This is a genomic window from Neobacillus cucumis (assembly GCF_023715505.1).
The window spans coordinates 1-24,541 of the sequence record NZ_JAMBOH010000042.1 but is presented as its reverse complement, the minus strand read 5'-3'; the positions used below and the strand labels follow the sequence as shown (position 1 = coordinate 24,541).

At 35.8% G+C, this 24,541-nt stretch carries 27 protein-coding genes and 1 pseudogene; 9 read left to right on the top strand and 19 right to left on the bottom strand.

The window, feature by feature from the left end; translation table 11 throughout:
* Nucleotides 1-10: 10 nt before the first annotated feature.
* Together M3226_RS28840 and M3226_RS28835 are read right to left on the bottom strand one after the other, a co-directional pair.
* A pseudogene (locus M3226_RS28840) lies at nt 11-148 on the bottom strand (DNA replication protein DnaD); the annotation flags it as partial.
* Nucleotides 149-1,299: 1,151 nt separating this feature from the next.
* On the bottom strand, nt 1,300-1,782 hold the full coding sequence (locus M3226_RS28835; protein ID WP_251572640.1) for a hypothetical protein: 483 nt from the start codon (nt 1,780-1,782) through the stop codon (nt 1,300-1,302).
* 543 nt (nt 1,783-2,325) lie between these two features.
* On the opposite strand from M3226_RS28835, the gene M3226_RS28830 reads away from it, so the two are divergent.
* The gene (locus M3226_RS28830) at nt 2,326-2,508 is read left to right on the top strand and encodes a hypothetical protein (protein WP_251572638.1); all 183 of its coding nucleotides are present in this window, start codon (nt 2,326-2,328) and stop codon (nt 2,506-2,508) included.
* A gap of 169 nt (nt 2,509-2,677) precedes the next feature.
* Here the strand turns inward: M3226_RS28830 and M3226_RS28825 are convergent, their stop codons facing one another.
* Nucleotides 2,678-3,073 (bottom strand): thermonuclease family protein, encoded by a 396-nt coding sequence (locus M3226_RS28825; protein ID WP_308212006.1) that lies wholly within the window; start codon nt 3,071-3,073, stop codon nt 2,678-2,680.
* 19 nt (nt 3,074-3,092) lie between these two features.
* On the opposite strand from M3226_RS28825, the gene M3226_RS28820 reads away from it, so the two are divergent.
* Nucleotides 3,093-3,251, top strand: coding sequence for a hypothetical protein (locus tag M3226_RS28820; protein ID WP_251572636.1), 159 nt, complete (start codon nt 3,093-3,095; stop codon nt 3,249-3,251).
* A 459-nt stretch (nt 3,252-3,710) separates the two neighbouring features.
* Entirely contained in the window at nt 3,711-4,562 is an 852-nt protein-coding gene (locus M3226_RS28815; protein ID WP_251572635.1) for a hypothetical protein, read from the top strand.
* 214 nt (nt 4,563-4,776) lie between these two features.
* Here the strand turns inward: M3226_RS28815 and M3226_RS32605 are convergent, their stop codons facing one another.
* The gene (locus M3226_RS32605; RefSeq protein WP_251572633.1) at nt 4,777-6,003 is read right to left on the bottom strand and encodes a DUF1643 domain-containing protein; all 1,227 of its coding nucleotides are present in this window, start codon (nt 6,001-6,003) and stop codon (nt 4,777-4,779) included.
* Between the two features lie 547 nt (nt 6,004-6,550).
* On the opposite strand from M3226_RS32605, the gene M3226_RS28805 reads away from it, so the two are divergent.
* Entirely contained in the window at nt 6,551-7,591 is a 1,041-nt protein-coding gene (locus tag M3226_RS28805; RefSeq protein WP_251572631.1) for a hypothetical protein, read from the top strand.
* Between the two features lie 272 nt (nt 7,592-7,863).
* On the opposite strand, the gene M3226_RS28800 is transcribed toward M3226_RS28805, so the two are convergent.
* The 8 genes from M3226_RS28800 to M3226_RS28765 all read right to left on the bottom strand — a co-directional run bounded on the left by M3226_RS28800 (nt 7,864) and on the right by M3226_RS28765 (nt 14,011).
* Nucleotides 7,864-8,952, bottom strand: coding sequence for an SIS domain-containing protein (locus tag M3226_RS28800; protein ID WP_251572629.1), 1,089 nt, complete (start codon nt 8,950-8,952; stop codon nt 7,864-7,866).
* Between the two features lie 52 nt (nt 8,953-9,004).
* Nucleotides 9,005-9,655, bottom strand: a complete 651-nt coding sequence (locus M3226_RS28795) for a hypothetical protein (protein WP_251572627.1) — start codon at nt 9,653-9,655, stop codon at nt 9,005-9,007.
* A complete protein-coding gene (locus tag M3226_RS28790) occupies nt 9,648-10,370 on the bottom strand; it encodes an N-acetylmannosamine-6-phosphate 2-epimerase (protein ID WP_251572625.1) in 723 nt (240 codons plus the stop codon). The genes M3226_RS28795 and M3226_RS28790 overlap by 8 nt, the downstream gene beginning before the upstream one ends.
* Before the next feature lie 12 nt (nt 10,371-10,382).
* Entirely contained in the window at nt 10,383-11,207 is an 825-nt protein-coding gene (locus M3226_RS28785) for a PTS system mannose/fructose/sorbose family transporter subunit IID (protein WP_251572623.1), read from the bottom strand.
* Complete coding sequence (locus M3226_RS28780; RefSeq protein ID WP_251572621.1) at nt 11,207-11,947, bottom strand: PTS mannose/fructose/sorbose/N-acetylgalactosamine transporter subunit IIC; 741 nt, start codon at nt 11,945-11,947, stop codon at nt 11,207-11,209. Before M3226_RS28780 ends, M3226_RS28785 begins: the two co-directional genes overlap by 1 nt.
* Nucleotides 11,948-11,966: 19 nt before the next feature.
* The gene (locus M3226_RS28775) at nt 11,967-12,461 is read right to left on the bottom strand and encodes a PTS sugar transporter subunit IIB (RefSeq protein ID WP_251572619.1); all 495 of its coding nucleotides are present in this window, start codon (nt 12,459-12,461) and stop codon (nt 11,967-11,969) included.
* On the bottom strand, nt 12,454-12,870 hold the full coding sequence (locus M3226_RS28770; protein WP_251572617.1) for a PTS sugar transporter subunit IIA: 417 nt from the start codon (nt 12,868-12,870) through the stop codon (nt 12,454-12,456). Before M3226_RS28770 ends, M3226_RS28775 begins: the two co-directional genes overlap by 8 nt.
* A 70-nt stretch (nt 12,871-12,940) precedes the next feature.
* The gene (locus tag M3226_RS28765; RefSeq protein WP_251572616.1) at nt 12,941-14,011 is read right to left on the bottom strand and encodes an SIS domain-containing protein; all 1,071 of its coding nucleotides are present in this window, start codon (nt 14,009-14,011) and stop codon (nt 12,941-12,943) included.
* 600 nt (nt 14,012-14,611) lie between these two features.
* Here M3226_RS28765 and M3226_RS28760 point away from each other — a divergent pair.
* On the top strand, nt 14,612-15,325 hold the full coding sequence (locus M3226_RS28760) for a GntR family transcriptional regulator (RefSeq protein WP_251572614.1): 714 nt from the start codon (nt 14,612-14,614) through the stop codon (nt 15,323-15,325).
* Between the two features lie 331 nt (nt 15,326-15,656).
* Here M3226_RS28760 and M3226_RS28755 read toward each other — a convergent pair whose 3' ends face one another.
* The 6 genes from M3226_RS28755 to M3226_RS32990 are packed head-to-tail and all read right to left on the bottom strand — an operon-like array spanning nt 15,657 to nt 19,932.
* Nucleotides 15,657-16,412: an amino acid ABC transporter ATP-binding protein gene (locus M3226_RS28755; protein ID WP_251572612.1), complete on the bottom strand. Its 756-nt coding sequence runs from the start codon at nt 16,410-16,412 to the stop codon at nt 15,657-15,659.
* Between the two features lie 22 nt (nt 16,413-16,434).
* Nucleotides 16,435-17,148: an amino acid ABC transporter permease gene (locus M3226_RS28750; protein WP_251572610.1), complete on the bottom strand. Its 714-nt coding sequence runs from the start codon at nt 17,146-17,148 to the stop codon at nt 16,435-16,437.
* Nucleotides 17,149-17,159: 11 nt separating this feature from the next.
* Entirely contained in the window at nt 17,160-17,867 is a 708-nt protein-coding gene (locus tag M3226_RS28745; protein ID WP_251572608.1) for an amino acid ABC transporter permease, read from the bottom strand.
* 21 nt (nt 17,868-17,888) lie between these two features.
* Nucleotides 17,889-18,761: a transporter substrate-binding domain-containing protein gene (locus M3226_RS28740; protein WP_251572606.1), complete on the bottom strand. Its 873-nt coding sequence runs from the start codon at nt 18,759-18,761 to the stop codon at nt 17,889-17,891.
* A complete protein-coding gene (locus M3226_RS28735) occupies nt 18,748-19,656 on the bottom strand; it encodes an acyl-CoA dehydrogenase (RefSeq protein WP_308212005.1) in 909 nt (302 codons plus the stop codon). Before M3226_RS28735 ends, M3226_RS28740 begins: the two co-directional genes overlap by 14 nt.
* Nucleotides 19,657-19,674: 18 nt before the next feature.
* Nucleotides 19,675-19,932 carry an acyl-CoA dehydrogenase family protein gene (locus M3226_RS32990; RefSeq protein WP_308212004.1) on the bottom strand — a complete coding sequence of 86 codons (258 nt, stop codon included), beginning with the start codon at nt 19,930-19,932 and terminating at the stop codon, nt 19,675-19,677.
* A 594-nt stretch (nt 19,933-20,526) separates the two neighbouring features.
* Between M3226_RS32990 and M3226_RS28730 the strand changes: the two genes are divergently transcribed.
* Complete coding sequence (locus M3226_RS28730) at nt 20,527-20,709, top strand: hypothetical protein (protein ID WP_144568094.1); 183 nt, start codon at nt 20,527-20,529, stop codon at nt 20,707-20,709.
* 130 nt (nt 20,710-20,839) lie between these two features.
* Entirely contained in the window at nt 20,840-21,085 is a 246-nt protein-coding gene (locus tag M3226_RS28725; RefSeq protein WP_308212008.1) for a tyrosine-type recombinase/integrase, read from the top strand.
* Nucleotides 21,086-21,406: 321 nt separating this feature from the next.
* On the opposite strand, the gene M3226_RS28720 is transcribed toward M3226_RS28725, so the two are convergent.
* Nucleotides 21,407-22,660 carry an efflux RND transporter periplasmic adaptor subunit gene (locus M3226_RS28720; protein ID WP_251572602.1) on the bottom strand — a complete coding sequence of 418 codons (1,254 nt, stop codon included), beginning with the start codon at nt 22,658-22,660 and terminating at the stop codon, nt 21,407-21,409.
* Nucleotides 22,661-23,281: 621 nt separating this feature from the next.
* Here M3226_RS28720 and M3226_RS28715 point away from each other — a divergent pair.
* Both M3226_RS28715 and M3226_RS28710 read left to right on the top strand, forming a co-directional pair.
* The gene (locus M3226_RS28715) at nt 23,282-23,635 is read left to right on the top strand and encodes a hypothetical protein (protein WP_251572600.1); all 354 of its coding nucleotides are present in this window, start codon (nt 23,282-23,284) and stop codon (nt 23,633-23,635) included.
* Nucleotides 23,636-23,891: 256 nt separating this feature from the next.
* Entirely contained in the window at nt 23,892-24,359 is a 468-nt protein-coding gene (locus M3226_RS28710) for a hypothetical protein (protein WP_251572598.1), read from the top strand.
* Nucleotides 24,360-24,541 lie beyond the last annotated feature (182 nt).

Below are 24,541 nucleotides of genomic sequence, written 5' to 3'. Positions count from 1 at the left end.
GTTGACATACTATCTTATAGATTCCAATTTGAGTGGTACTGGAATTTGTAAGTAGATAGAGATAAAAATACTTGTCCTCCGGGGTCATCTCTTCTGAAACCATCGGATTCTTCCAAAAATCCGTATGTACCATTCTGAACCTTGCCATCTTCCACCACTGCCTTTCTGCTAATAAAATTCCTTCATATTTGATATATAGAAAAATGAAGTAAATGGTCATCTATTATTCATTAAAATGTGAATAGTTTATGACATCCTATCCTTACCTTGTCCTTTACAAGGCTTATGTAGAATACTCCTTCTTAACACTTCTAAAATATCAGGATATAAGGTAATCTGAACTTAATTTTCACGAAAATCAGGGCTTTAGCAGAGCGTCAAAACACCTTCAAATTGAAGATTTATTGAGCAAGGGCTTGACCTGCAATTGATTGGTACAGATAAGCCTAATCATTGCTTAAAGCGATGAAGAAAACTTTTAATCAGTTCAGTGAAAATTGGTCCCTTACGGAGCAGAGAGGAAAAGGCAGTACTGGTAGACCATCTTCCAAGCAGCTTACAGTTGAGGAAAGTCTATAGAAAGCTGAGGCACGAAATAGAAGCAGAACTAGAATTCTAAAAAAAGTTAGACGCCCTCGGAACGCAGAAAAATAGTATCGAAGACGGAGATATTCTTGCTTATCCAAAGATAATCACAAAGTGTTTTATTACTAGAATGGTAAAATACCTCAGTAAGTTTGTAAGGGTAAGCGGGAGTGGATATTACGCATCGATTAAGGCTGATAATCAAAGGGCTTCAGACAAGAAAATGATTGGCAAGATTATAAGTTAATCAAAAAATTCTTTGATTAAAACAAAAGCAGGTACTATTGTTATTAAGTAATGTTCATAAAAGATTGAAAGGATTGTGAGAAAATATAACTTGGTAGGGCAGATCAGGCAGATAATCCTAATAGGAAATGGCAAAGACAACTCGGGAGCATAAACCCCTATCAAATCTACTTGATAGAAAATTTGATCAAGGTGGACCAGGGAAAGTGTTACTTACCAATATTAAATATGTATACTTTGGATCAGCACAGCCAGTTTATTTATCATGTATTAAAGATACGTCTACAAACGAAATTGTTACCTGCAAATCTTTCCAGAAAACTGAAGATGGATATGAAATTTATTAAAAGATATTACAAACTGTATAAGAAGAATTACATTAGTATATCTTGAAACTCTCAAAGACTTATAAAAAAAGACGCTCACTTGATAAAAAGTGTTCGCCTAATAATAATGAAAATGAATATTTTATTTAGTTGGAATGTAAACAAAAAATAGTTCTTCAAATTTTTCTAAAGCTCTAACCATTTCCCTTTTAATGTAGAGTTTTGAAATTCCGACTAATTCGTTAAAGATTTTATTATCATACTTAGCTATTAACGGGAATCTATCCTTCCACTCAAACAAAAATGCTTCCCACGTTTCACCCTTTAATTTATTTTTACCAATAGCTCGTTCATGAACCATGGCACCTGATAAAAGTTCCCCGCATATCACTAGGTTATGTTGAATGCAATCGTTCCTTTCGTCATTTGATAATTTAAAACAATCATCAAATTTGGCACCTAAATCTTTCAGCTCGTTTCGTAGGATCTCAAGTTTTTCTCTTTGTTGTCCATCAATTTTCTCTTCTTTTTTTGATTTTGCCTCTTGAATATTTTTTATTATTTGATTCATAATCTCAAGACTTTTACCAATCCCTACAATATCCAAACCCTTATCCTCACTCACTCTTTACACTTCCTGTCCCTATAATGTTAATTTTAATCGAATCTCTTTTAAGTTACATAATTAACTCAGATTTACAAAGAAATTTCATCTGAATATTGTAACAAATAGGATTTTCTCCCAAATAATACATTACCATTTAATTTCAAAATTTCAATAAAAATAATCGATTGAAATGAACACTCTCTACTGTTGTTGAATGTAATATAAATAAATTTTTCATGATTGATTTATGATTCACTTCAGGATGCTGGAATCATCTAACCATGCTAACAGCTGCTGTTTCGCGTAGATGTTTGAAAAACCAAATCCATAATTTCTTCTCTAACTTCAAAAAAGTTTTGTAATACTCATCTAGCAGAAACAAAACAATTTCCTAGTTTGTCAGGTGTTGGTCAATATACACACTCGCCAATGCGATCATCTTAAGGACCCAGTCTGATTAGGTAAACAGCGTACAATTTATATCAACGTGTACCGGAAGAAAGAACTCTATGCAGCGTAACCACAAATATATATTGAAGCCTAAAATGGAGGTATTACCCTATGCCGAATGAGTTACTGGATGCGAAATTGTCGATATCACGAATTAAGTCGGAGGTCCTGAATTTAGCTGGGGAGCTGCTAGTGAATGAAGTTGCGGATAAGGATTTTGCCATTAATCGACTGCTCGAAATCGTAGAGTTTATTGAGAATAGAGACGTTAAGACCAAAGATATCAAATTGTAAAACCCCGATGTTGAAAAATCGTGAGCTAATTGGAAATGTCAAAACCTAAGTAAAAATGACCGGGCCTGGGGGTCTGGTCATTTTTATTTGAGTTACTATTTTATTAATTTTAATAGGGCTTTGAGGATGAATACAGTCTTCCAGATTCTTCCTTTAGGTAAGGGTGTGATTATGGTAGAAACTCATTAAATCGCCACTTTGTCACAAACCCCGGCTCACTCCAAATATTTACTTTTCCCTGTCTCGCCACCCCCTCATCCTCCGTATATAAAGCCAGATATTTATAGGGTGGATTTATAATATATCCCACTCTTGCGAATCCTTCCTTAAGCAGTGTTTCTTGAACGGATTTTCCATCGAAGTAAACATAAGCTAATAGTAGTCCATACGAATCCCTTGTGACCAATTGTTCCAGCTCTATCGTTAATCTTCCACTTTTCACTAGCTCATCATTCCTCTTGTAAGCCTCTATTGCATATGGCTGAACACACATATCTGGCTTTTTTGATTCCGGTGTATCGATTAATAAATAGCGCACTTTTTCCAACTTTCCGTTGACTCTCACTTTGATGGAATCTCCATCAATGACGTCCACTAATGTGACAGGGACTTGGCCTGTCGGGATGACATTCGCATCCGCTTTACTTGAAGAACTCGCTGGAATTTCAGCCTGCAGCCCGCTGACCCTGGTTTTATTTCTTCTTGCTGAGATGATAGTGGATGAAACTCTAGAAAAGTTGTGACTGCTATTAATGCGACTCCTGTTACTCTTTTTCGCAAAGAAAATACCTCCCTCATTTCAAATTTCCCTCCTAAAACCAGGCATTTTGATGGTTAAATTCTAGCTTTTCCAGCCCTATTGGATCACATCAGAATCGGATTCTTTTACTCTCTTTTTCACAGTTTATATAAGGGTGAATGAAGAAAATGGACAGGAGTTTTTCCTTTTTTGAAGCAATTTAATCTAAAAAATAGATTTAATTACTCAACCAATAAAATAATCAAAAAATAAGCCAAAATGTAAAAAACGGCTCCAAATTACTAATTTAATAGCCAAAAAAGGGCTTTAAGAATTAAAAATGGCCTCAAATTCGATTTTTTGCGATTAGAATTCCTTAGCTATAAACGATATCTTAGAAATGCCAGAAATGTGGATTGTCCTGTTTACTGGCCAAGATCAATGGAATAGGGTGCTCATGTATATGAATTTAAAATCTGGCAATTTCGAGGGATTCGAGCATTATTCGCAATTTAAAAATTTAGAGGAGTTTAACCACCATATGGAAATGTGGCTGCTTGATCATAAGAAGGACTTTACAAAGGGTGAATTAATCGGATTAAAAAGATTAGTGCGGTTCTCTGCCAAGATCCCTGGTGTGTGTAATGCCAAAATTGGAACCATTTTAAAAGCGATTAATCAACAGTATTCTGAAAACATCCTTTCACGTTCGACTTTTAAACGGATGATTCTTAAAGGTAAGAAAATTGGAATTTTCACTGTCTATGAAACCGAAAGAAGCAATGGATCCCAGTCCAGCAATCTCTATGTATTTAATCGTTTTCCTGCTTGTGAACCACCCAAACAAGATAGCATGGACCGCCCTATAGAAACTATTAATCTTTTAAAAACTGAAAAAGAGCAAAAGATAAAAAAACGTAAAGAGGAACCGTATCAATTGGATTACACCTATGTAAGCAATCGTGTTCCACAGCCTTTCGTGGAAATCATTAAATGCTTCTTTCCAGATGCAAAGGTGATTGAAGAATATTGGCATATGACCCAAATCACTGCCTATGGCTATGAACTTGACCATAAAAGGGATCTAATCGTTAACCTTGCCATCAGATCCTTTAAGCAGTTAATTCGAAAACTAAAATGGACCAATTCTGTCAAAAAACCGATTGCTTACTTCTACGGAATTTTAAAAGAGAAGTTTTTTCAGTATTATGAGGAGCGATTAAATGAAAAGCACCAAACAGGAGTGATTCAAATTAAACCGATTTGTTTTGAGTTTAATGGTGAAAAACTAGAGTGGGATTGGTTGAATCCATGAGTTTCATGCTGTATGGAAAATCGGTACCAAGCATCAGCAGTACATCGCATTCCTTAACAGCATGATAGCTCGCATTTAATCATTTTTTTGCCAAAAATATCAAAAACATGAGCATTTAGTTTAGTAGGGCCCTCTTACATTCAAAAAGGTGCACCATGTTTGGTACACTCCTTACCTGTTTATATTATTGCCTTACTTCTTTCCATAATCGTCATTATAGTAAGAAGATAGTTGGATTTAATTCTTTTTTTGCATATAAGGGATGTTTTGGTTGCTTGCACTTCAAAACTTCCAAACAATGTATGGGGGTTTTTTGACTTGAAAGCATCTTCAAAACTTCCTTATCACGATTTCTGTAGGAGCCATTCTCACCCCATGCAACCACCACTAAATTTGCACTCTGAACTGCATTTAGTATGTGATTATTCGTTTTTCTTCCAATAGGGTCATCCATACCTTTTAAATTATCAAAATCAGTGGAACGATAGGAAAATAGATTTACCATTTCAAGAGATCCATATTTACGGTTGTGCCATCTTTTGGCAAAGTCAATGCACCGTTTTAAGGTCGGGTCATCGAATTCTGCGTCAGCGGTACTTGGATTTAAACAAATAAATACAACTTTCTCCTTTGATAAATCCCATACTCTTGTAAGAGAATATCTGTACGTTTCTGTTTCATCAAAAATAGCACTGTTTTTTAGAATAGTTGGCTTTTCAATCTTTTTTCTTAACCATTGTTCAGCTTGTTTTGCTATAAATCTTTCAAATTCGTTTTCTGCTAATTTGTTTGATTCATCTAATACATTTAGGATATCACTCCAAGTAATAATACTAATCCCTTTCAAATTTTTACAACCGTCAATCCTATAGGGGAGCTCTTTCACCACATGAATCATTGATTGGCGGTACTTATTCATGATTGAATATCCTGCAGGTGAATGTTTTTCATCAAATATCAGCAATGAAAAATACAAGTCTTTCCCTTTTGCATAGTCTAAGCCGACATCAATATTACGTATGACCTGATTTCGAGATGTATCATGAGTAGTATTTTTACTAATATCGCTTTTATATTTTGCTTCAATCAACCATACAAACTCGTTGGTTTCTATGATAATATCTACTTCTGTTGGACCTTCTTTTACAAGACGTGCGAACGGTTGGATCTTTTTCCATAAGCTAATTTCCATTGATTCCGAAGAGTATCCAAATTCTTGAGGGAAGGAGTTTTTAAATAACAGCGGAAACCATATATTCGGATTAATTTGTTTAAGACTCCGAAATACATTCCAAGTCATCGCATCTTCACTGTTTTCACTTTTTAAATGGTCTAACTTTTTCCTTCTCCATGTTTGAAGATCAGAATTATATTTGTCAATGATCAATGAATCCCTAAAGTCAAGATTCTTTAAAATTCCGGTCTTTGATTTTTCCTGCACCTTTGATTCCCCCAATTCTGGATTGAATTATTTTCATCGGTTTTTTATTACGCCTGTAGTGCAGTCTTCATTAGTTGACGAGTAAATATGTAAACACCACTCTACTTCTTATCTATGTTTATATGTTCCACATAAACGACATTAGTCCTCTTATTCTTACATATTTTATGAGTAAAACTTACTAATGTATTTATATTACATTGTTAATAGCCAGCTAAAAACATTTCTATAGAATAATCGTTTATTCCTTCGTAGAATTAAAATTTAGAACCAAGGACAATTTATAATAGATTTCAAAAAAAGAATATGCCTCTTCTCAATTAGATGGATGAAATTCTAGGACAGGCTGTACCTTCAGTAATTCATTTTAAAAAATATATGATATGGCAAATATGACTTATAAATTGATTTTTAACCAAAATAATACTCCTGAATATGTAATAGGAAAGGGTTATTATTGGCTAACATTGTAATAGTTTCCTTTTTTGCTTAAAAATAAGATAATAGTAGATAAGTGATTGTTGAAACTATAAGGAGGGGAATAGAGTTGAAAAAAACACTATATTATCCAGGGTTTGAAATTCAAGATGAAACTTGGCTAAAGTTTGCATTGTTATATATGGATGAAATCAGCACAATAGTTCCAATGGAGGCTGAATATTTTTTAAGTGAGGACTACAAATTAGTACATAATGAAACTAATTTATTAAAAAAACATCAGCCAGAGAGTCTTGAGGCAAAAAGAACCACAAGAGAAGTAATTGACTCTATCTCACAATATCTCAATAACCCTAAGAAGATCATAAAAAATTTAGGAGAAATAGATGTTGTTAATCTATGGAGACAAAGTCATAATCAAAATTATGAATTATTTGAAACAAAATTCAGCCATGAATTTGCACATTTTTGCAAAGAATGGGGATTTTCTCAACCTTCTGCAAACGGCATATTAATACCTTCCCAACTTGCAACTACTTACATGGGAGTTTTAGCACATAATATTGGTGATAGGCATGATATGTCAATAATAACTGACATTGAACATGAAGATGAGATAATAAGTTTTTTTGATGATTTATGGACATATAATAATGATTTAGAAGAATTACATCATATGAAAAAATATATTTCTCTTGTATTACCAGTTGATTTAAGAAATATTCCGATTGGGAAAATTATAGATTTAAGGAACCAAGAGAATTTCCAAAAAAACCTAAAAGCTTTCCACTTTGCATTGCAGCAGCTTTCTTCATTTTCTGACAAGAAATTAACTGATTTGAGTTTCAAGGAAATAACAGAAAACATAGAATGGTCATTAAAAGAAATGAGAGCGGATATTATTACCTTAAGTTCTGATTTACTATCTGCCACATTGGCAATATTGCTTGCTTTTAATGGTGGTGGCAAAATATTAGAAATTATCAATGAAGGCCTAGGGTTTGTCCCAGCTGCTGTGAGTGCAGGATCACTATATAATAATATTAAAACTAATAAGAGGAAAATGGCTACTAAATATTTAACTGACCTTCGAAACATAAATGTTTCTCAGAAAAGACAAAATTTGTTATCGAACATTCCTATAATTTAGGTAATTCAATCAAGCTACCTCTGTGACAGTATATTGTTCTCTTCTATATGAGAAATTGGTTTGGAAAAACTGGATATTCGTTGCAATGCATGATTCATTGGATAGCTCATCATCATTTTTTCAGAGTCCTTTCATGTAGCAAATAAATTGAAAAAAAGCCGTAGCTTTGATTAAAAAAATCAAATACGGCTTATGCTATATACATACACCGGAAAGGTGCGTCTTATCTTTTTATCAATAGGGCTTATAAAACGTAGCTATTACTTGATAATTTAATAAGTATAACTCCCCATTTTTTTATGGAAACCAGGATCTGAAGAGATATTGCAATCAATCCCTAAATCTGAAGAAAGCTTTCTAGCAAGGACTTGTAATGGTACAACATATTCTAAAGAAGCAAAATACTGATGATTTTTAAAATCAAAGATTAAATTATGAGTATCATTTTCAAGACCTTTATCAGAGGTTATAACAAAGTTTTTATTTCCTCTTTCCATTTCAAAATAGTTTCTCATATTCATCATTCTATTGTAGTACTGCCCTTCTGAACCAATATAGAGCATGAAGGTATCTTGATCAATAGAATGATAAACGCCATGCATGAATTCCTCTAATTCATATCCAGTTACACTGTATCTAACTGCTTCTAGTACTTTTAATGTTCCTTCCATTAAAGCAGACTTGCACTGCTCATAACCCACAATGATCATTCTTCTAGATTTAAGTAATTCCTCTTTATTATGGTTATACCAATCAACACTTTTTCCAGCAATAGCAGGGATATTATCTGTTGTATCAAGCAAATCGGATACATAGCTCTCATATTCTAACGCAGTGATTTTTTTTGATTTTAAGCCAATGTTTAGAGCCAATAATACCAATGTAGCTACAGTTCCAATATAACCTTTTGTTTTTGGCCCTGCATATTCAGGTCCGACTGAAATTTCTAAGAAACGTTCTGCATGATCCATAATGGGTGTATTTTTCTCAGCAGATGCAGCAATGGTTGCATACCCTTTTTCCTTGGCCTTATCCAAAGCTAGTATGGTAGATGTAGATCTTCCTGCATGAGAAATACCAATGACCAAAGTATTCGAATCAGGTAAAAATTCTTGATCTTTAAAATCCATCGGATATTGAGCAATGACTGGAATACCTAAAACTTTCTCCATTATACTTCTGGACGCTAAACCCGCATGATAACTAGTTCCTGATCCTACTAAATATATTCTATTAATATTCCCCGAGAAAAAGTATTCAGTCGCTTCTTTAAGAATCTCATCTTTATGATCTACCATTCTTCTAACCGCATCTTTTGATTCTACAATATAATCATACATATCCCATGTTTGTTTATTCATATTATTCTCCTCGCCTATTAGTTCAAATCCCTGTTGACCTGTAAATGGATATTCAAGTTCCTATTAATCTTTCCAATTGTTTCATTTGTCCTTGTGATTTAGAAAAACTCTTTGCTCTTTGGAGTAATAGTTTCGACTGATCCACATCTCCAAGAAATTCATAAAGTTTTGCCAGTCTAAAGTAAAGGATGACCACTTCTGGTAAGACCTTTGTTTTTTCAATCTTTTTCTCCAATACACTTATATAGTTCCTGTCATGGTCAATATAAATCGTTTTTAATTCATTCAATTCACGGTATAATTCTTGATTCGATTCTTCATCTATACGATTAATTAGGAAATGGTAGATTTCTAATGCATCATTTCTGTGCCCGAAGTCTAAATAATAAGCGTATACCGATAGTAGGATACTAACCAAATCTTTCATTTTGACATTCGAGTTCCTTATTTGTTCGGTGATCTCTTTTAGTTGATCGTATTGGTTTGTATCTAAATAATATTTTATTTTTAAAACCATGATCGTTTTTGATGAAAAATATAGTTTAATTGGTACGGAAGTCAACAATTCCATATATTCTTCTTCTTTTTTATAAAGTTTATATTCCATCAATAACGACAAATATTTTTTGGTTATAACCTTCTTATAGATAAAACTAGCGAAAATACAGATAAAGAATAATGAAGGTACTAAATAATTAGTCATGGTATCGCTTCAGCATTCTAGCAAATCGCTTTGCTGTAATATGTGGACGAGTGATGGCATTCCCAACGACAACTGCATAAGCCCCCATGTATAAACATTGCACGGCGATTTCAGGAGTTGAAACCTTACCTTCCATAATAACCTTTGTTTCTGTACCTTTTACTGCTTCCACAACATCCCGTAATAAAATAAAGTCAGGTTCGTCCTTAATTGTTACTTGATCGAAGTAACCAGCCTTTGTATATCCTTGTAAGGTAGGAGCTACAAAATCAGCTCCATACTCAGAAGCGATTCTTGCATCTTCAGGAGTTGAAATATCGGCGAAAATGATAGCTTCAGGAATTTCTATTTTTATTTCCTTTATCGTTTCATAGGAGTACTTTCCATCATCTCTCTTATGTTTAGTTGCCTGAACAGCAATAATCTCAGCACCCGCATTCCAAATTTCCCTAGCAGCCTTTAGATCGGGCGTTAAATAAACATCCTTTATATTCCGGTCTATTTTCCAAAGACCGATGATGGGTAAATTGACCGTTTCTTTTATTCTTTTTATGTCGTCCGGTGAATTCGCTCTTACTCCGACAGCTCCAGCCCATTCTGCACATTCGGCCATTTTTACCGTCATTCCATCCATGTAGTGAGGTTCACCCGGAACAGCTTGGCAAGAAACAATTAAACCGTCTTTCAATCCGTCGATAATTTCTTCTCTTCTCATCCTTACCTCCCCTTACTTTAAAACGCCTAAAACCACACCAAGTATACCGAGGATAATCAACCCAAACATGATCCAGGTTCCACTGACTCTCTTCTGCAGAAGACTATAGCAGCCAAACGTAACGAGTAAAGGCAATAATTTAGGCATGATGGAATCTAAGGTTTCTTGAACATTAATCTTAGCGTGATTAATGCTAATGGCCGTAGGTAATTTGATGACGACCATGGAAGCGATCAAAGCCCCAATCACAACCAGGCCAAGAACCTTGGCGGCTTCTGTTAGTTTTTGTAATGTCCCATTTGCACTAATCTTCGCTAAAAACTCGCTGCCACCCTTGTAACCAATTCTAAACCCAAACCATCTTACCAATTCACTCGGTATGACATTCATCAAAAAATACAATAACGGTCCCAAAATACTTCCTTTAATCGCCAATGGCGCACCGATTCCGACACCAATTACCCGAAACGTCCCCCAGAAAAAGGAGTCTCCGATCCCGGCAAGCGGCCCCATTAGTGCAGCTTTTACGGAATTAATGGAAGATACCTCAAACTCTTCTTCTTCGGCATTCGCATATTGTTCTTCCATTGCACAACTGATTCCAAGAATAAATGGCGAAGTAGATGTCGCACAATTGAAAAACTCTAAGTGTCGTTGATACCCTTCTTTTAGCTGTTCATCATTATCACCGTACAATTTTTTAATCACAGGTGTCATGGCCCATCCATATCCAGTCGACATCTGTCTCTCATAATTAAAACAACCAAGAAGCTGGTAATGTCTTAAATAAACACTCATTAAGTCTTTTTTGGTTAACTTCTTTGAGTTATTTTCCATTAGAATAATTCCCCTTCCCTTTGCTTAAATTGATAATATAGATAAGCGCAGATCGCACCAAATATGGCCGCTCCAATCGTTGATATATTGAAAAAAGCTACAAGAGCAAATCCGAGGAATAGAAAGGTAGCGTATTTTTTATCAAGACTTAACTGCATTAACATCGCAATCCCGAGAGCTGGGAGCAGATTTCCTGATTGTGCTAAACCAGCTTGGATCACTTGAGGAATATGATTGACGATCCCTTTAATTACATCTCCACCGACCATAAATCCAATGAACACCATCAAAAACTTAGACAAGAAGTACATGAGTGAACCTGACCAATTTCCAATGGCGATTCCTTTCCAGCTGCCCTTTGCAATCTGATTATCTGCATAATGGGCAAAAGTAGTATTCAATATTGCCACCCCAATGGCTACAAATTGAGCAAGTAACGCGATCGGAATCGCTAATGCTAAAGTGGTTTGATAATCGGCGCCCGTTTGAATCGCTAATGCAGTCGCTAAAGCAGAGCCAACCACCACATCGGGAGGAGTAGATGTTCCAATCCCAACCAATCCCATCCAAACTAATTCCAGCTCACCGCCAATAATTAAACCCGTTTGAAAGTCCCCCATCACCAAACCAACCAGCGGACCAATGATAATGGGCCGATCTAACATGTGCTGCCCGCCTATTCGGCTTTCCATGTAAACGACTGCAGCAATTAAGGCAATTAAAATTCCTTGAATAACCATTACTTTTGCCTCCTCTTAGCTAAATAGTATGAAATGCTTTAAGGATTCCCTCATAATTCATTCTTTCTAAAGAAGGAGTAACTTGAGCAAAAACGTCAATTCCTTTTTCATGCAGCTTTCTAGCATACTCAAAATCTTCTATTGTCATTTTGATTTGCGGCAATGTTGAAATGAGTTTTTCTTTCTTTTTTAATCCTGCTGTCCCAATATTAACGGTTTTAATACTATCAACCTGTTCACTGACTTTATAGGCATCTTCTATACTTTCAGTCACAACAAAAAACTTTTTACTTTTGTATTTCTCACTATTCAGTAGACTTACGGATTCTTCTATATTTTTTATAATCAAACTAACTCCAGCTGGTTTCGCCATTTTCATCGTCATACTCATAAAAGCATCCTTTGAAGCCGCATCATTCGCCACTAAAATACAATCCGGCTTCAGCGCACTCGTCCAGGAAACCGCAACCATTCCATGGACCAAGCGATCATCCACTCTTACCAAACTAATCATTCGTAAACTCCTTCCCTTCCATTTCTTCGATTAATTTGTTCATGTACACTAATTGTTCTCTTGACGATTTTACAAGCCTCTCAATCGTTTCTTCATTCAGATTTTCAGTACTAAACACAAATTCCAATAGAATCGATAAATTGATCCCGCTAATCACTTTATAGCCAAATGAAGAAATGTATTTTGATGCAATTTTATTTACGCTGCCCCCTGGAATATCTGTCAATACAATGAGTGGAGATCCGGATAATTCTTTCACTTTCTCGACAAAGTCCTTCTCAAAATCGTTGTGTTTAACATAGGCATTCATATAGTGAACATTTTCTATTTGACTGTTGAAAAACTTTACAGACTCGTAAAATCCTTCTGCTAGACGACCATGGGTAGCGATTAAAAATTGATTAGACACTATAAACCCCCTTCCAGAAGTATGAATTGCAATTTGTATAAAGCGATTATTTCTTGTATAACTCAATCAATTATCTTATATGGGAGAAACTTCTTATTTTATGTGGATAGATCGACGTGTCATACCCAATTGATTCGCAATTCCTAGCAGCCATCATTTGAAACGGCAAAATGAATAAGATAGGACTAAACACCTTACTTACAGGGGTAGATAAATATAAGTCTTTACTTCTTAGATTGATTTTTTGATTCGTGATTACAAATTGATGCTCTGTCAGCTGATCTAAAAAGGACCTGAATTTATCTATTGATTTGAGCTCTTCTCCCTCGGATGCAATCATAAAAATATACTGCTTGGAGTCAAAGGCCATCTCATATCCATGAAGCAATTCTTCAAGTTCGTGGGCAGAAAGTGGTTTATGAAAGGTTTCGTACATCTTTAAATAACCTTCCATTGCGGTCACATAATTATAGCCATAGCCTGCGATTGCCCCTTTTTCCATGGTGATTAATTCATATTTGTTCATCCTGTACCATTCTTCAATTTGCTCTACGGCAGTTGGCAGCTGACTAATATCCTTTTCCAACGATTCCATTATTGCTTTATAATCAAGCTCTGATAGATTACCAATCCGCTTGCCAATTTCAACAGCCAAAAGGATGGATGTAAATACAGTAGAGGTATATCCTCTTGTTTCAATCGGTATCCTCTCTTTACCACAATTTAAATGAATTGTTAGCTTCGCTTCATTCGTGATGAAACTGTTTAAATTTTCGGTTAGTGCAACGGTCTGAAGCCCCAGTTGATTCCCTTTTTTCACCGCATTTATGGAGGATACCGACGTTCCCGATTGGGAAATGGCAATGAGTATAGTTTCTTCTTTCTTATAATTCTTATTGAGGATTTCATATCTAGAAAAAAATGTGGGTATCGAAACGGATGTTTCGAAGTCTGTAAATTGATCAAAATACATTTTCATTAATAAGGCCGCATGATAGCTTGTTCCCGATCCCGTCAAATACACTCTTTTAACTTGATTCTTTTCTATTAAGTTTAGTAACGGTATACAAGTATCATCTCTGGAGTCTAAGATTTTTTTTAGCCTATTTGGCTGATCGTAAATATAATCAATCATCTTCATTACTAATCACTCCTATTAGACTTAACAAAGCCATTTCCGCTAAACTATTTTAAAGATCATACCTCCTTATCATTTTATCGTCTTACCAAATGACAAAATATTCGGAAAATAGATGCCGTAACTTCCTTTGCTGCATTTGTTTTATATTATGTATATACAAATGTTAATATGTATATATTTTTCAAATTAAAACTCCCCTTATTATTTACCCATCCCTTTAGCTAATAACCAAGCATTCGAAATATACTCCTTATATATATGGCTCTGCACTGCACTATGTATATACAAATTTGGATATGTATATAATTTTATTCTCTTACCATCCCTTAAAGTCTCATAATACTGTCTATATGGCATAAACTATTAAGACATTGTGAAAGATTTCCAAGAAGAATATAATTAATATGAATCTACTTTCAAAATACCTGAGCCATGGTATGTAAGGAGGATAAGGACTTCACATCTATCTGGAATACAGAAAAGATGCTGGATTTATCTCTTATTTGTCTTGCAGCTTATGGTTTTAGTCATTCATCTTTCAACATTTAATAGTGGAGATTAATCCATGATATATAATCAAATTGAAAGGGTACTACTTACATGAAAAATACCCCCAAATATACAAAAGTGGAAGATTATTTAATTAATAGGATTAATACTGGCGAACTAAAAGTTGGTGATCAGATTGAAACGGAAGAACAATTAGCTGAACTCTTTGGTTACAGTAGAATGACAATAAATAAAGCTCTAAATAAACTTGTAGAAAAAAAATATATCACGCGGATTTCTGGAAAAGGCAGCTTTGTATCATCTTCACATGTTACAAAGTCACTGGAAAATCAATCAAGTTTCACAGAAGATATGAGGAGTATTGGGCTTTTACCAGGATCAAAGCTCCTTTCTTATAAACTTTTAAAGTCTAACGAAATACCTGTGATATCAAAAAAATTGAATTTAAAAGAAAATGTTTTTATTCATTATTTTGTTAGATTAAGAACAGGTAATGGTACTCCAATAGCTATAAGCTATAACTATGTATCTACAGAAGTATTACCTGCAATCAATGTAGAAGCGTTAAATCACTCCTTTTATGATTACTTGAAATCTTTAAGCTATACAGTTCTTGGCAGTGAATTAGAGATGGAGGCAGTTTTGCCTACCCCTGAACAGAAAAAACTATTGCAAATCGACCATGGAGCACTTCTGAAATCAAAAGCTATTACTAACGTTTCATTTGATGGTAAGGAAAGCATTCTGGGATATTTTGAGACTCTTTATAATGGTAATATCTATACATATAAATTTAATAAGTGAATTTATAACAAGTAATTCAGATATCTCCTTATAAGAGGTCACTCCAAAAGTACAAAAATAAAAGAAAAAGGATGAACACCTCCAACTGGTGTTTCACCCTTTTTCTTATCCCCCATATATTGTTCTTCTAAAATAAAATCCGGTGCTTCGCATTAGCCTCTGTAAGTACCTCCAATTTGTTTTTGAAATGCTTGATAAAACGTTTGAATAAAATAATAACTAAATCATTAAACATTAATCTTTTTATACCAAATCGATTGCAGCATGTGTTACAGTAGATTGTGATGGGAGAAATGAAGAAAAGCCTCCATTTATAAAGGTTTATTATTCATTAAATATGATAAATAAAATCCTCAGGTATGACCCGTCTTAAGAAATGCTGCGTTCTTTCTTCATTTGGTCTTGAGAAAATTTCCTTTGGAGAATTCTCTTCTACAATCACACCGCCATCCATAAAGATGACTCGGTTCGCTACATCTTTTGCAAATGACATTTCATGCGTCACTACTAACATGGTTGTTCCTTCTTTTGCAATATTTTTCATTACGGTTAAGACTTCACCGACTAATTCTGGATCTAGTGCAGAAGTGGGTTCATCAAATAAAATAATATCTGGATTTAACGCAATCGCTCTTGCAATGCCAACCCGCTGCTGCTGCCCGCCAGACAGTTCACTAGGGTAGGAATTCAATTTATCTGCTAATCCAACCTTCGCCAAGGCCTGCTTCCCCAGCTCATTGGCATCTGCTTTCGGAACCTTTCTTCCAATGATGAGACCTTCTGTCACATTCTCTAATACTGTTTTATTCGTAAACAGATTATAATTCTGAAACACAAAAGCAATCTTTTGCCTGATTTGATGTATTTGTTTTTTGGTTGCTGATTTAAGGTTTACATGAATATCACCAAAAATGGCTTGCCCCTGATCGGCACGTTCAAGAAAGTTAATGCACCGAAGCAATGTGGTCTTACCAGAGCCACTCGGGCCAAGAATGACAACCACATCACCCCTATCAATCTGTAAATCTACTCCTTTTAAAATCTCATTCTTACCAAAGGACTTGTGGATATTTTTAATCTCTAACATGACTTTGCCTCCAATCATGATCTTAGGCAGCGGCTGCTTTATACTTTCTTAACCGTTTTTCATACAGCTTAAATAAGGTTTCCACTAAGCTGCATAAAATGAGATAGACAAGAAAGATATCGATGTACGCTTCAATAAAATTGTAGCCAGCATTGGCTGCCACTTGAGCTTTTAACGTAATCTCTCTCAATGACAAAGCATAACCCAAAGAGGTGGCTTTAATAAGATTGACCGTTGCCGTACAAATATTGGGCAATGCCACCACTAATATTTGTGGAATGAGTATTCTTCTAAACGCTTGCACATTGTTCAACCCAACGGAATAAGCTGCTTCCAGCTGCCCCTTACTGACCGTGCTAATAGCAGAACGAAATACTTCTATTAAAATAGCCGTTGTATTCAACGAGAAAACAATAAATGCGTACCAAATCGGATTGATATCGTAGATACTCGTTTTAACATGATACTTCTCGAATATGGGAGCCAATAGTAAAGGAGCACTAGTAAAAATAATAAAAATTTGAACAATGACAGGAGTCCCTCTCACAAACGAAACATAGACGCGTGCCAACTGGCTAATCACGGGAATTCGATTAATCCGCGATAAGGCGAGCAAAAATCCTGAAGGTAGAGCAATGAGTAAGGAGACAATCGTAATGAGTAAGGCTACAGGCACTCCAGATAATGCAATAAAAAAGGTTTTTACTAAAAATGGAACATCCAATCCGACCGACATGCTGTCACCCCCTATGTCGTTTTTATAACCATTTTCCCTTTACTAAAAATCTTTTCTAACTTTGAAAAGAACTGTTCAATCAAAATGGATAAAACCCAGTATATAAGAGATAAGGCAAGATAAATTTCTAACGAATGAGAATTATAGTTATTTGAAATAATTAGGCTTGCTTTCCCCATAATATCAACCAAACCAATGGTATACGCTAATGAACCTTCTTTCATTAATTCAAGGAGGCTGTTGCCGAAATTGGGCAATGCGACAACACTTGCTTGCGGCAACACAATTCTCCGAAATGCCTGGGCAGGACTAAGTCCGACACTAACCGCTGCCTCATATTGTCCCCGGTCGATCGCTTCATACGCCGTTCTCATCACCTCAGACATGATGGCCCCAAATTGCAGCGAAAAGGTAATCACAACATAAATCGAAGTGTCAAGATGATTCAGATCTGTACCAAAGTTACTGGCTATTGCCGGAAGCCCATAATACACTAAAAATAAAAGAACAATAGAGGGGGTACACCTTAAAATAGTGGTATACCCATTAGCGATTTTTATGGCAGCCGTACTCGTTCCTAGTTTCATAACAGCTAAGATAAATCCTAGAATCGTACCGAACAAAACCGATAGACCTGCAACCATAAAAGTTACGTGTAAAAACGAAAGAAGTTGTGGCAATGCTCCCCAAATGTAGGCACTATCAAAATACGTTTGCATATTCCACCTCTTTTTAGATGGTTACCTTTTTACAGTACCCAATAGTTTAAATAAATCAGTATTATAGAACTTAACCATCAATTTGTTTGTCTTCTTATCCTCTTTAATTTTCTTGATGGCTTGATCATAGGCATCTGCAAATTCTTGTTCTTTTTTGTTGAATAATGGCCATGTTTTGACAACCGCAAACTCATTATAAACAAGATCATTTGCTAAATTATGATAAGGACCATCCTTTGCAAGAACTTGCTTTTCATACGTTGCTCCCAAATAAATGCCTCCATCTACACGTCCTTCATTTACCCATTGAACGACATCCACTGAGAATGCATCTCCGGCTTCCAGTTTAACTTTATTTTCTGGATTGGCTTGGTTATATTCATCCACAATGGTATATTGAGCATTACTTGCCGCAATAGGTGCTAACGAAAGCTTAGCTTTAGCAAAGTCTGATAAGTCTTTTATATTTTCGTTTTTCTTTTTTAACAAAATACCAACCCCGCTGAGTCCGAGGAATTCTTTCGGAAAAATATAACTCTTCGTTCTTTCCTCTGTGAACCAGGCATTTTTTACCCCTACTTGATATTTGCCTTGCTGCACCCCTACCAATAAGTCTTCACTGGATGTTGGCACATATTCGAATTCATATTCTGGCAATGCCTTATCCACTAATTTCATGACTTCAATTTCATATCCGGTTGGGTTGCCCTTTTCATCTAGGTATCCGATTGGTTTACCGCCTTGATCAAACGCTACTTTTACTTTCCTGACTTCTTTCTTAGCGGCTCCCGCATCCGATTTGGCCCCAGTTGTTGCAGATGAGTCGCAGCCTACGATGATAGTTACTAAAGCGATTCCTGTAGCGACGATTTTAAAAAACTTATTCATTTTCATTGTCTTTTCCTCCCTTAGATTCATATTGTTGAATAGCTGTTTGAGCTAATTTTAAAATGGTTAGATCATCCATTGGCGGATTATGCAGGCCTGCTCGGACATCTCGGTAATAACGCTGCAGTGGATTGGTCAGCTGTAAGCTTTTTGCTCCGACCAATCGCATCGCTTTATCGACCACTGTAATCGCGGAGTTGGTCACAATATGTTTGGCTACAAGTGCTTCATTTGTGATATCCCGTTGACGATCCTCATCAAGGTAAGCCTCTGCCGTACCATATAGGGCAAATCTTGCTTTGTATAATTCCAAGTCCATTTCGCCTAATAACGCCTGCACGTTCGGCAGTTGAGCAATTGTGCCCTTAATACTATTGGGCGAATGGGTATTGGCAAATTCGAGCGCATTGTCCCTGGCCGCCTTTGCGATCCCTAAATAGGTGGCAGGAATCAGCAGACCCCATCCATTCAGTTTAAACCCCGTATGATAACTGGGAATTTCGACTAAGTCCGACTCATCCACTACCACGTTTTCTAATACTAGATCATGGCTGCCGGTACCACGCATCGCGATTACATTCCAATTTTCCTCGATGGTTAGTCCTTCCGCTTCTTTTGGAATCAGGAAAAAGCCTACCGTTCCTTTTTCTTCGATCCAAGCAGAAGTTAAAAAATAATCAAGTTCCGGCGAGCAGGTGGTATAGCTCTTCCGCCCATTAATCACCCATTTTCCAGCTGCCCGCGTAGCACTTGTTTCGGACCGGCCCCCGCGAATGGGACTGCCTGTAGCCATCTCGCTTACTGCTCGGTTAATGATGGCCCCATTATTCACTTCATCAGCAAAAACGGCTAACTTATCTGAATCCCAAAACCGATTTTCAAATAATTCTCCAACGGTCATTAATGTCCATCCAATCGATCACGCGGTGCTGCCATCATAGCTTCCCAATTTTTCTTGTAAGAGAATGGTATCGTATAGAGAAAATCCTGCCCCGCCAAATTCCTCTGGTAAGGTCAATTTGGTATAACCGATTTTTCTTAACATTTGGAAATTCTCTCTAGGGAAGCTGCCCTCCTTATCGATTTGCGAGGCTTGTGCTTTAAAGTCTGCTTCCAATGGGTACAGCCGTTCAAGCCATTTACGCTGCTTGCTATTTTTTACAAATAAGTTCTGCATGCTCTTTGCTCCCTCCTAACACTTAATAAAAAAGACTGCTCCCATTTAGAATGGAAGCAGCCTTCAGTTGACTGATAAGCTAAGCTCATAAGTTTTTTATAACATTTTTGGAATATTATGTATCTATTACATTATAATAAACACATTAATCCTATGTGTCAACTAGGAATTTAGATTTGTATTTCCAATAACTAATTTACATACTCCAGATTCCTATGAATCATCCAGAAATTCTGCACGTAAAGAGAGTTTAAATAAACAGTATAGTTCAAAAATGAGCGAGGCGTTGATTAAAACCAGTCTTCATATCCCATTGCAATTAAGTTATTACGACTCTCAATTAAACAGCCATAAGTACCTGCACAACAGGCAGCTATTCAGCTGGTTTTTCCGATTACACTAATTTTTTTCGCCGCTTTAAAAACGTATATGGCATTAGCCCACGGGCTTACTACAGGGAACAAAACAAGAATCTGGAAAAAAAAGAGAGTGAAATGCAAGCGTACGATTTATGTCAAAGTGTACCGGAAGAATGAACTCTATGCAGCGTAATGACATATATATATTGAAGCCTAAAAATGGAGGGATTGCGCTATGCTGAATGAGTTGCTGGATGCGAAATTGTCGATATCACGAATTAAGTCGGAGGTCCTGAATTTAGCTGGGGAGCTGCTGGCAAATGAATCTGCGGAAAGGGGGGATGCAATTAAACGACTGCTCGAAGTCGTGGAGTTTATTGAGAATAGCGACGTTAAGACTAAAGATATCAAATTGTAACACCCCGATATTGAAAAATTGTGCGCTAATTTGAAACGTCAATACTCAAGTGAAAAATGACCGGGCCTGGGGGTCTGGTCATTTTCGTTGAATTTTGTCGAATAATATTTTCACAGAAAGATAAAACGTAATCACCAACCGAAATGGCAAGAAAAATTATAGTAAGATGGTCAACAAAAGTGGAGTGCCTTATATAAGCTTCCATGATTTGAGGCATACACATGCCACCTTGTTGTTTCAACAGGGTGTACATCCTAAAGTGGTTTCCGAGAGATTGGGGCATTCAACATCTGGAATCACAATGGACACATACCCTCATGTTTTACCGAATATACAAAAAGAAGCTGCCCAACTACTTGAGCAACTTATAAAGTAAAGAATATATATATTAATTTATTATTATTGTGACCAAAGGCCGTTTTTTTCACTTTATACGGTACTAACATTCCCCTAATTAAGTTCATTAAATCCCTTATATCTCAAGGGTGGCGGGACTGCGTGGGAATCGAACCCACCAGACCTGTTACGCAGGTCTCAAACAGTTTTTCAAATATCCTAATGTGCTATGAAGTATTGATTAACAAGATTTCTTGATTTAGAGTGTTATCTTGTAATTTATTATTTAAAATCAAGACACGTATTATCTCATAAAAAATTCCCGGTATTATATTTATTTCGTAATGGTCCAGATTATTGCTTAATTTAGGTTAATTAATGTACCAAGGTGAACAATCCAGGATGGATTTACTCCTACTTTGTCTTCACCTTTTAACCCCTTAAGAATCGCAACCCATTGACCTGTTTTTTGACCAGTTTCTACCTTTTGTTTATGTAGAATTCCTTTCTTTTGTACCATTACATAAGTCGAGTTTCCAATCCCTATGATACTCGTTTCAGGAACTGCTAGTAATTGTTTTGACTGCAGAACTACGTCCAGTGAGGTAGAGTAGCCAGGATATAGCCCTTTTTGTGAATCAAGACTTGCTTTAAAAGAATAGTATGGAATAGGTTCTTGTTGTGAATCTTTATCTTTATAGGTAGGATAATCACTTACCTCCGTTATTTTTCCGTTCCAATTCTTATTGGCAACTACATTGGAGGTTACTATTATAGGTTGGCCTGGTGTAATTTTAGCTTTTTCTGCTTCTGTTAGCTTTCCTTCAATTTTAAATGGATCATTAGAAGCGATTTCCATAATGGCCATTTGCTGATTTTCTTTAGCTTGGAAACCTTGCCCTACATTTTTGTTCAAGTTAACGATCACACCTGCAGTGGTGCTGTAAACAATTAATGAATCGAGCTCGGCTTTGAGCTTTTCAGCCTCCAACGTATATTTTTCTACCTTTAATTCTGCGGCACGGGAGTCAGCTTTTGCTGTATTTAGTTCCGCATTAAGTGACAATATTGATTGATCAGCTATAGGATCTGAATCACCCACATCCGTTAGATTGGTTGTAACGGTGGTATTGCTTGCGTCACTTGTAATAGGTGTAGTAATAGATTCCGCTTCCAGTAAATCATTTTCTAACGAAGCGATTTGCTCTTTCAACTGTTTCGCACTCGATTCTGCTAATTCTTTATTTATTTCTGCTTGTCCTAATTCTGCCGATAATGCTGGGCTTTCATAAGAAAAGAGCTGTTGTCCTTTAGAAACCGTTTCCCCTTCTTTAACAAAAACCTCTTTTATCGATCCCTTTGATGGATTTACATAAATCGTTTCAGTATGACTTTGTACAACACGAGCCGACACTGTTTTTGTTTTCATAAATGTTTTTTCTGTTGGATGAATAAATACTAACTTCTTTAAATCCCTTTTATTAAATTCAATTATTGCTAGACTTACCATAACCAAAATGAGTATAAGAACAAGGATCCCAAGTAAAGTCGATTTCTTCTGACGCGGGGTACGTGCTTGTTTGCTTTCTGTACCAATTCTCTTTGCTGTTTCCATAACCCTACCCTTTCTAACTAGATTAATAGCGAATTTTACAATAAACAGTAAAACAAATTACTACTATATTGTCTATTTTTTACAAGTAAGTTTCAAGGAATATTTTTAGAAAATTAACTATTTACAATTTTAGGGGAGAATAATATTTCCAGTCTTGTTGATTTTAGTAAAGAAGTATATTACACAGCAAAAGATTTGAGCGTTCAAATTATTGATGAAACAAACAGAATAAAAAATAGAGTCCCCGTATTTAATGCAACAAAGCCGGATAAGATGCCTGGCAGGTGTTACTTCAACCTAATGGAAGCAGAATTAAAAGTAATGCCTTTAGGTTTGTTGGAGGTGTACTTCAGAGGAAATAAACGGCCTAGGATGAATAAAGATTATAAAAATCTCGAACTAATAAAAGAATACGTAGAACATAACTAGGTTAAAAGTATAGGTGGTTAAAGGCAAAGATGATCTATGATTACACCGTGCATACCATTGAAAAAGGACTTTCCGCAAAAACAATCAGTGACTACATCGTTCCACTAAAAAATTTACTAAGTTTGGAGTAAACGATGGTATCAAATCATAATCAGAGAATTTGGGGAAGTAAAATGAGCCATCAGGACGTTCGTGAGTTCATTAAAGAGTGTGCCTAGATTAGGAAAAAACCGCTACAGTGCTGCCCACGATTTCCGCAGGTCGGCTATTAAGATGCAGATTTCCCAAATGGAGAAGGCTATGCGTAACGGTGAATTAACCAAGGAGATGCTAGTAAATCAAAACATGCACCACGTAAATGCTGATCCTAAATTGAATGCTCCAAAACATTGTACTAGAAGGATAGCAAAGGAAAGATCGTTCGAACAAAGACTAAAAGTGGAAGATGGGTTCCTGTTCTGGAAAGAGATAAAAACGGTAATGAGGTTAAATACATTCCGTTGTTCGGGAAGAACTCTTAAAACGCAGGAAAGACTACCTTATTGATGCTAATCTAGCTCAGGTGCTCGGGCACAGCCGATCAGATATCCAGTCCTGCTATACCGATGCTGTGCTAAAGAGAAAAAGAAATCATTGGCGAAGGAAGCTACGAAAAAGAAAAAATAACCCCCTCCCTTCATTTTCCTAACTGCAAATTCTCAAGAATTGAATGTTGAAAATAAAAAATTATTGATTCCACCACCTTTTTATCTTAAACTTTTTTATAATATCAAATTTTTCCATTTAAGGAGGGAGTAGGAAGTTGAAATTATTAAAGGCAGCAGTAGTCGTTTTGATGCTATTAAGCTTATCCGCTTGTGATGAGAAGAAGGCCATTCAAAAGGAAATTAAAAAGAAAATAGTTGAATTTCAAAGTGGCCCTACAAAAGAAAATAAACCATCGTTTATAAATCAAAAAGGACCAACCCCTTCAGATATATATGGCTTTTGGGTTAATAAGGATTCTTATATAGTTATTTCAAACTATCACGGAAGGTACCAATTTAAGCAATATGTTAAGAATGAGAGCCAAAACATAAAGCTTTTTGCTGGAATTACTCAGGACAAAAATAAGTTTTCTGGAATTTTTGTAAATGCTGAAAATTTAGGCGATAAAATCTCCCTGGAACTAAATGATCGTAAGGATGAATTAAAGATTGTAACCAAGAATGGAGAAAACACTTATAAATTTACCGACATTACTCCAAATACCTACGTAACGAACTTCTAATACAACTACTAATAAATTTACATCGCTTAAAATTGAGTATATACCCTCAGTGGTAACTTATTAGCCCCAAAATGAACTTGGACAGTAAGAGTAAAATTTATTATACTGCTTAATGTACCAAGGAGGTTGACATCATGAAACGCACAAAACATTCCAAAGAGTTTAAATTACAAGTCATCAAA

Excerpts from the sequence above, each read along its gene's own strand:
- M3226_RS28830 (WP_251572638.1), top strand. The coding sequence starts at position 2,326 with ATGCCGAATGAGTTACTGGATGCGAAATTGTCGATATCACGAATTAAG.
- M3226_RS28820 (WP_251572636.1), top strand. The coding sequence starts at position 3,093 with ATGACGTCCACTAATGTGACAGGGACTTGGCCTGTCGGGATGACATTC.
- M3226_RS28815 (WP_251572635.1), top strand. The coding sequence starts at position 3,711 with ATGAATTTAAAATCTGGCAATTTCGAGGGATTCGAGCATTATTCGCAA.
- M3226_RS28800 (WP_251572629.1), bottom strand. The coding sequence starts at position 8,952 with ATGAATAAACAAACATGGGATATGTATGATTATATTGTAGAATCAAAA.
- M3226_RS28795 (WP_251572627.1), bottom strand. The coding sequence starts at position 9,655 with ATGACTAATTATTTAGTACCTTCATTATTCTTTATCTGTATTTTCGCT.
- M3226_RS28790 (WP_251572625.1), bottom strand. The coding sequence starts at position 10,370 with ATGAGAAGAGAAGAAATTATCGACGGATTGAAAGACGGTTTAATTGTT.
- M3226_RS28785 (WP_251572623.1), bottom strand. The coding sequence starts at position 11,207 with ATGGAAAATAACTCAAAGAAGTTAACCAAAAAAGACTTAATGAGTGTT.
- M3226_RS28780 (WP_251572621.1), bottom strand. The coding sequence starts at position 11,947 with ATGGTTATTCAAGGAATTTTAATTGCCTTAATTGCTGCAGTCGTTTAC.
- M3226_RS28775 (WP_251572619.1), bottom strand. The coding sequence starts at position 12,461 with ATGATTAGTTTGGTAAGAGTGGATGATCGCTTGGTCCATGGAATGGTT.
- M3226_RS28765 (WP_251572616.1), bottom strand. The coding sequence starts at position 14,011 with ATGAAGATGATTGATTATATTTACGATCAGCCAAATAGGCTAAAAAAA.
- M3226_RS28760 (WP_251572614.1), top strand. The coding sequence starts at position 14,612 with ATGAAAAATACCCCCAAATATACAAAAGTGGAAGATTATTTAATTAAT.
- M3226_RS28755 (WP_251572612.1), bottom strand. The coding sequence starts at position 16,412 with ATGTTAGAGATTAAAAATATCCACAAGTCCTTTGGTAAGAATGAGATT.
- M3226_RS28750 (WP_251572610.1), bottom strand. The coding sequence starts at position 17,148 with ATGTCGGTCGGATTGGATGTTCCATTTTTAGTAAAAACCTTTTTTATT.
- M3226_RS28745 (WP_251572608.1), bottom strand. The coding sequence starts at position 17,867 with ATGCAAACGTATTTTGATAGTGCCTACATTTGGGGAGCATTGCCACAA.
- M3226_RS28740 (WP_251572606.1), bottom strand. The coding sequence starts at position 18,761 with ATGAAAATGAATAAGTTTTTTAAAATCGTCGCTACAGGAATCGCTTTA.
- M3226_RS28735 (WP_308212005.1), bottom strand. The coding sequence starts at position 19,656 with ATGACCGTTGGAGAATTATTTGAAAATCGGTTTTGGGATTCAGATAAG.
- M3226_RS32990 (WP_308212004.1), bottom strand. The coding sequence starts at position 19,932 with ATGCAGAACTTATTTGTAAAAAATAGCAAGCAGCGTAAATGGCTTGAA.
- M3226_RS28730 (WP_144568094.1), top strand. The coding sequence starts at position 20,527 with ATGCTGAATGAGTTGCTGGATGCGAAATTGTCGATATCACGAATTAAG.
- M3226_RS28720 (WP_251572602.1), bottom strand. The coding sequence starts at position 22,660 with ATGGAAACAGCAAAGAGAATTGGTACAGAAAGCAAACAAGCACGTACC.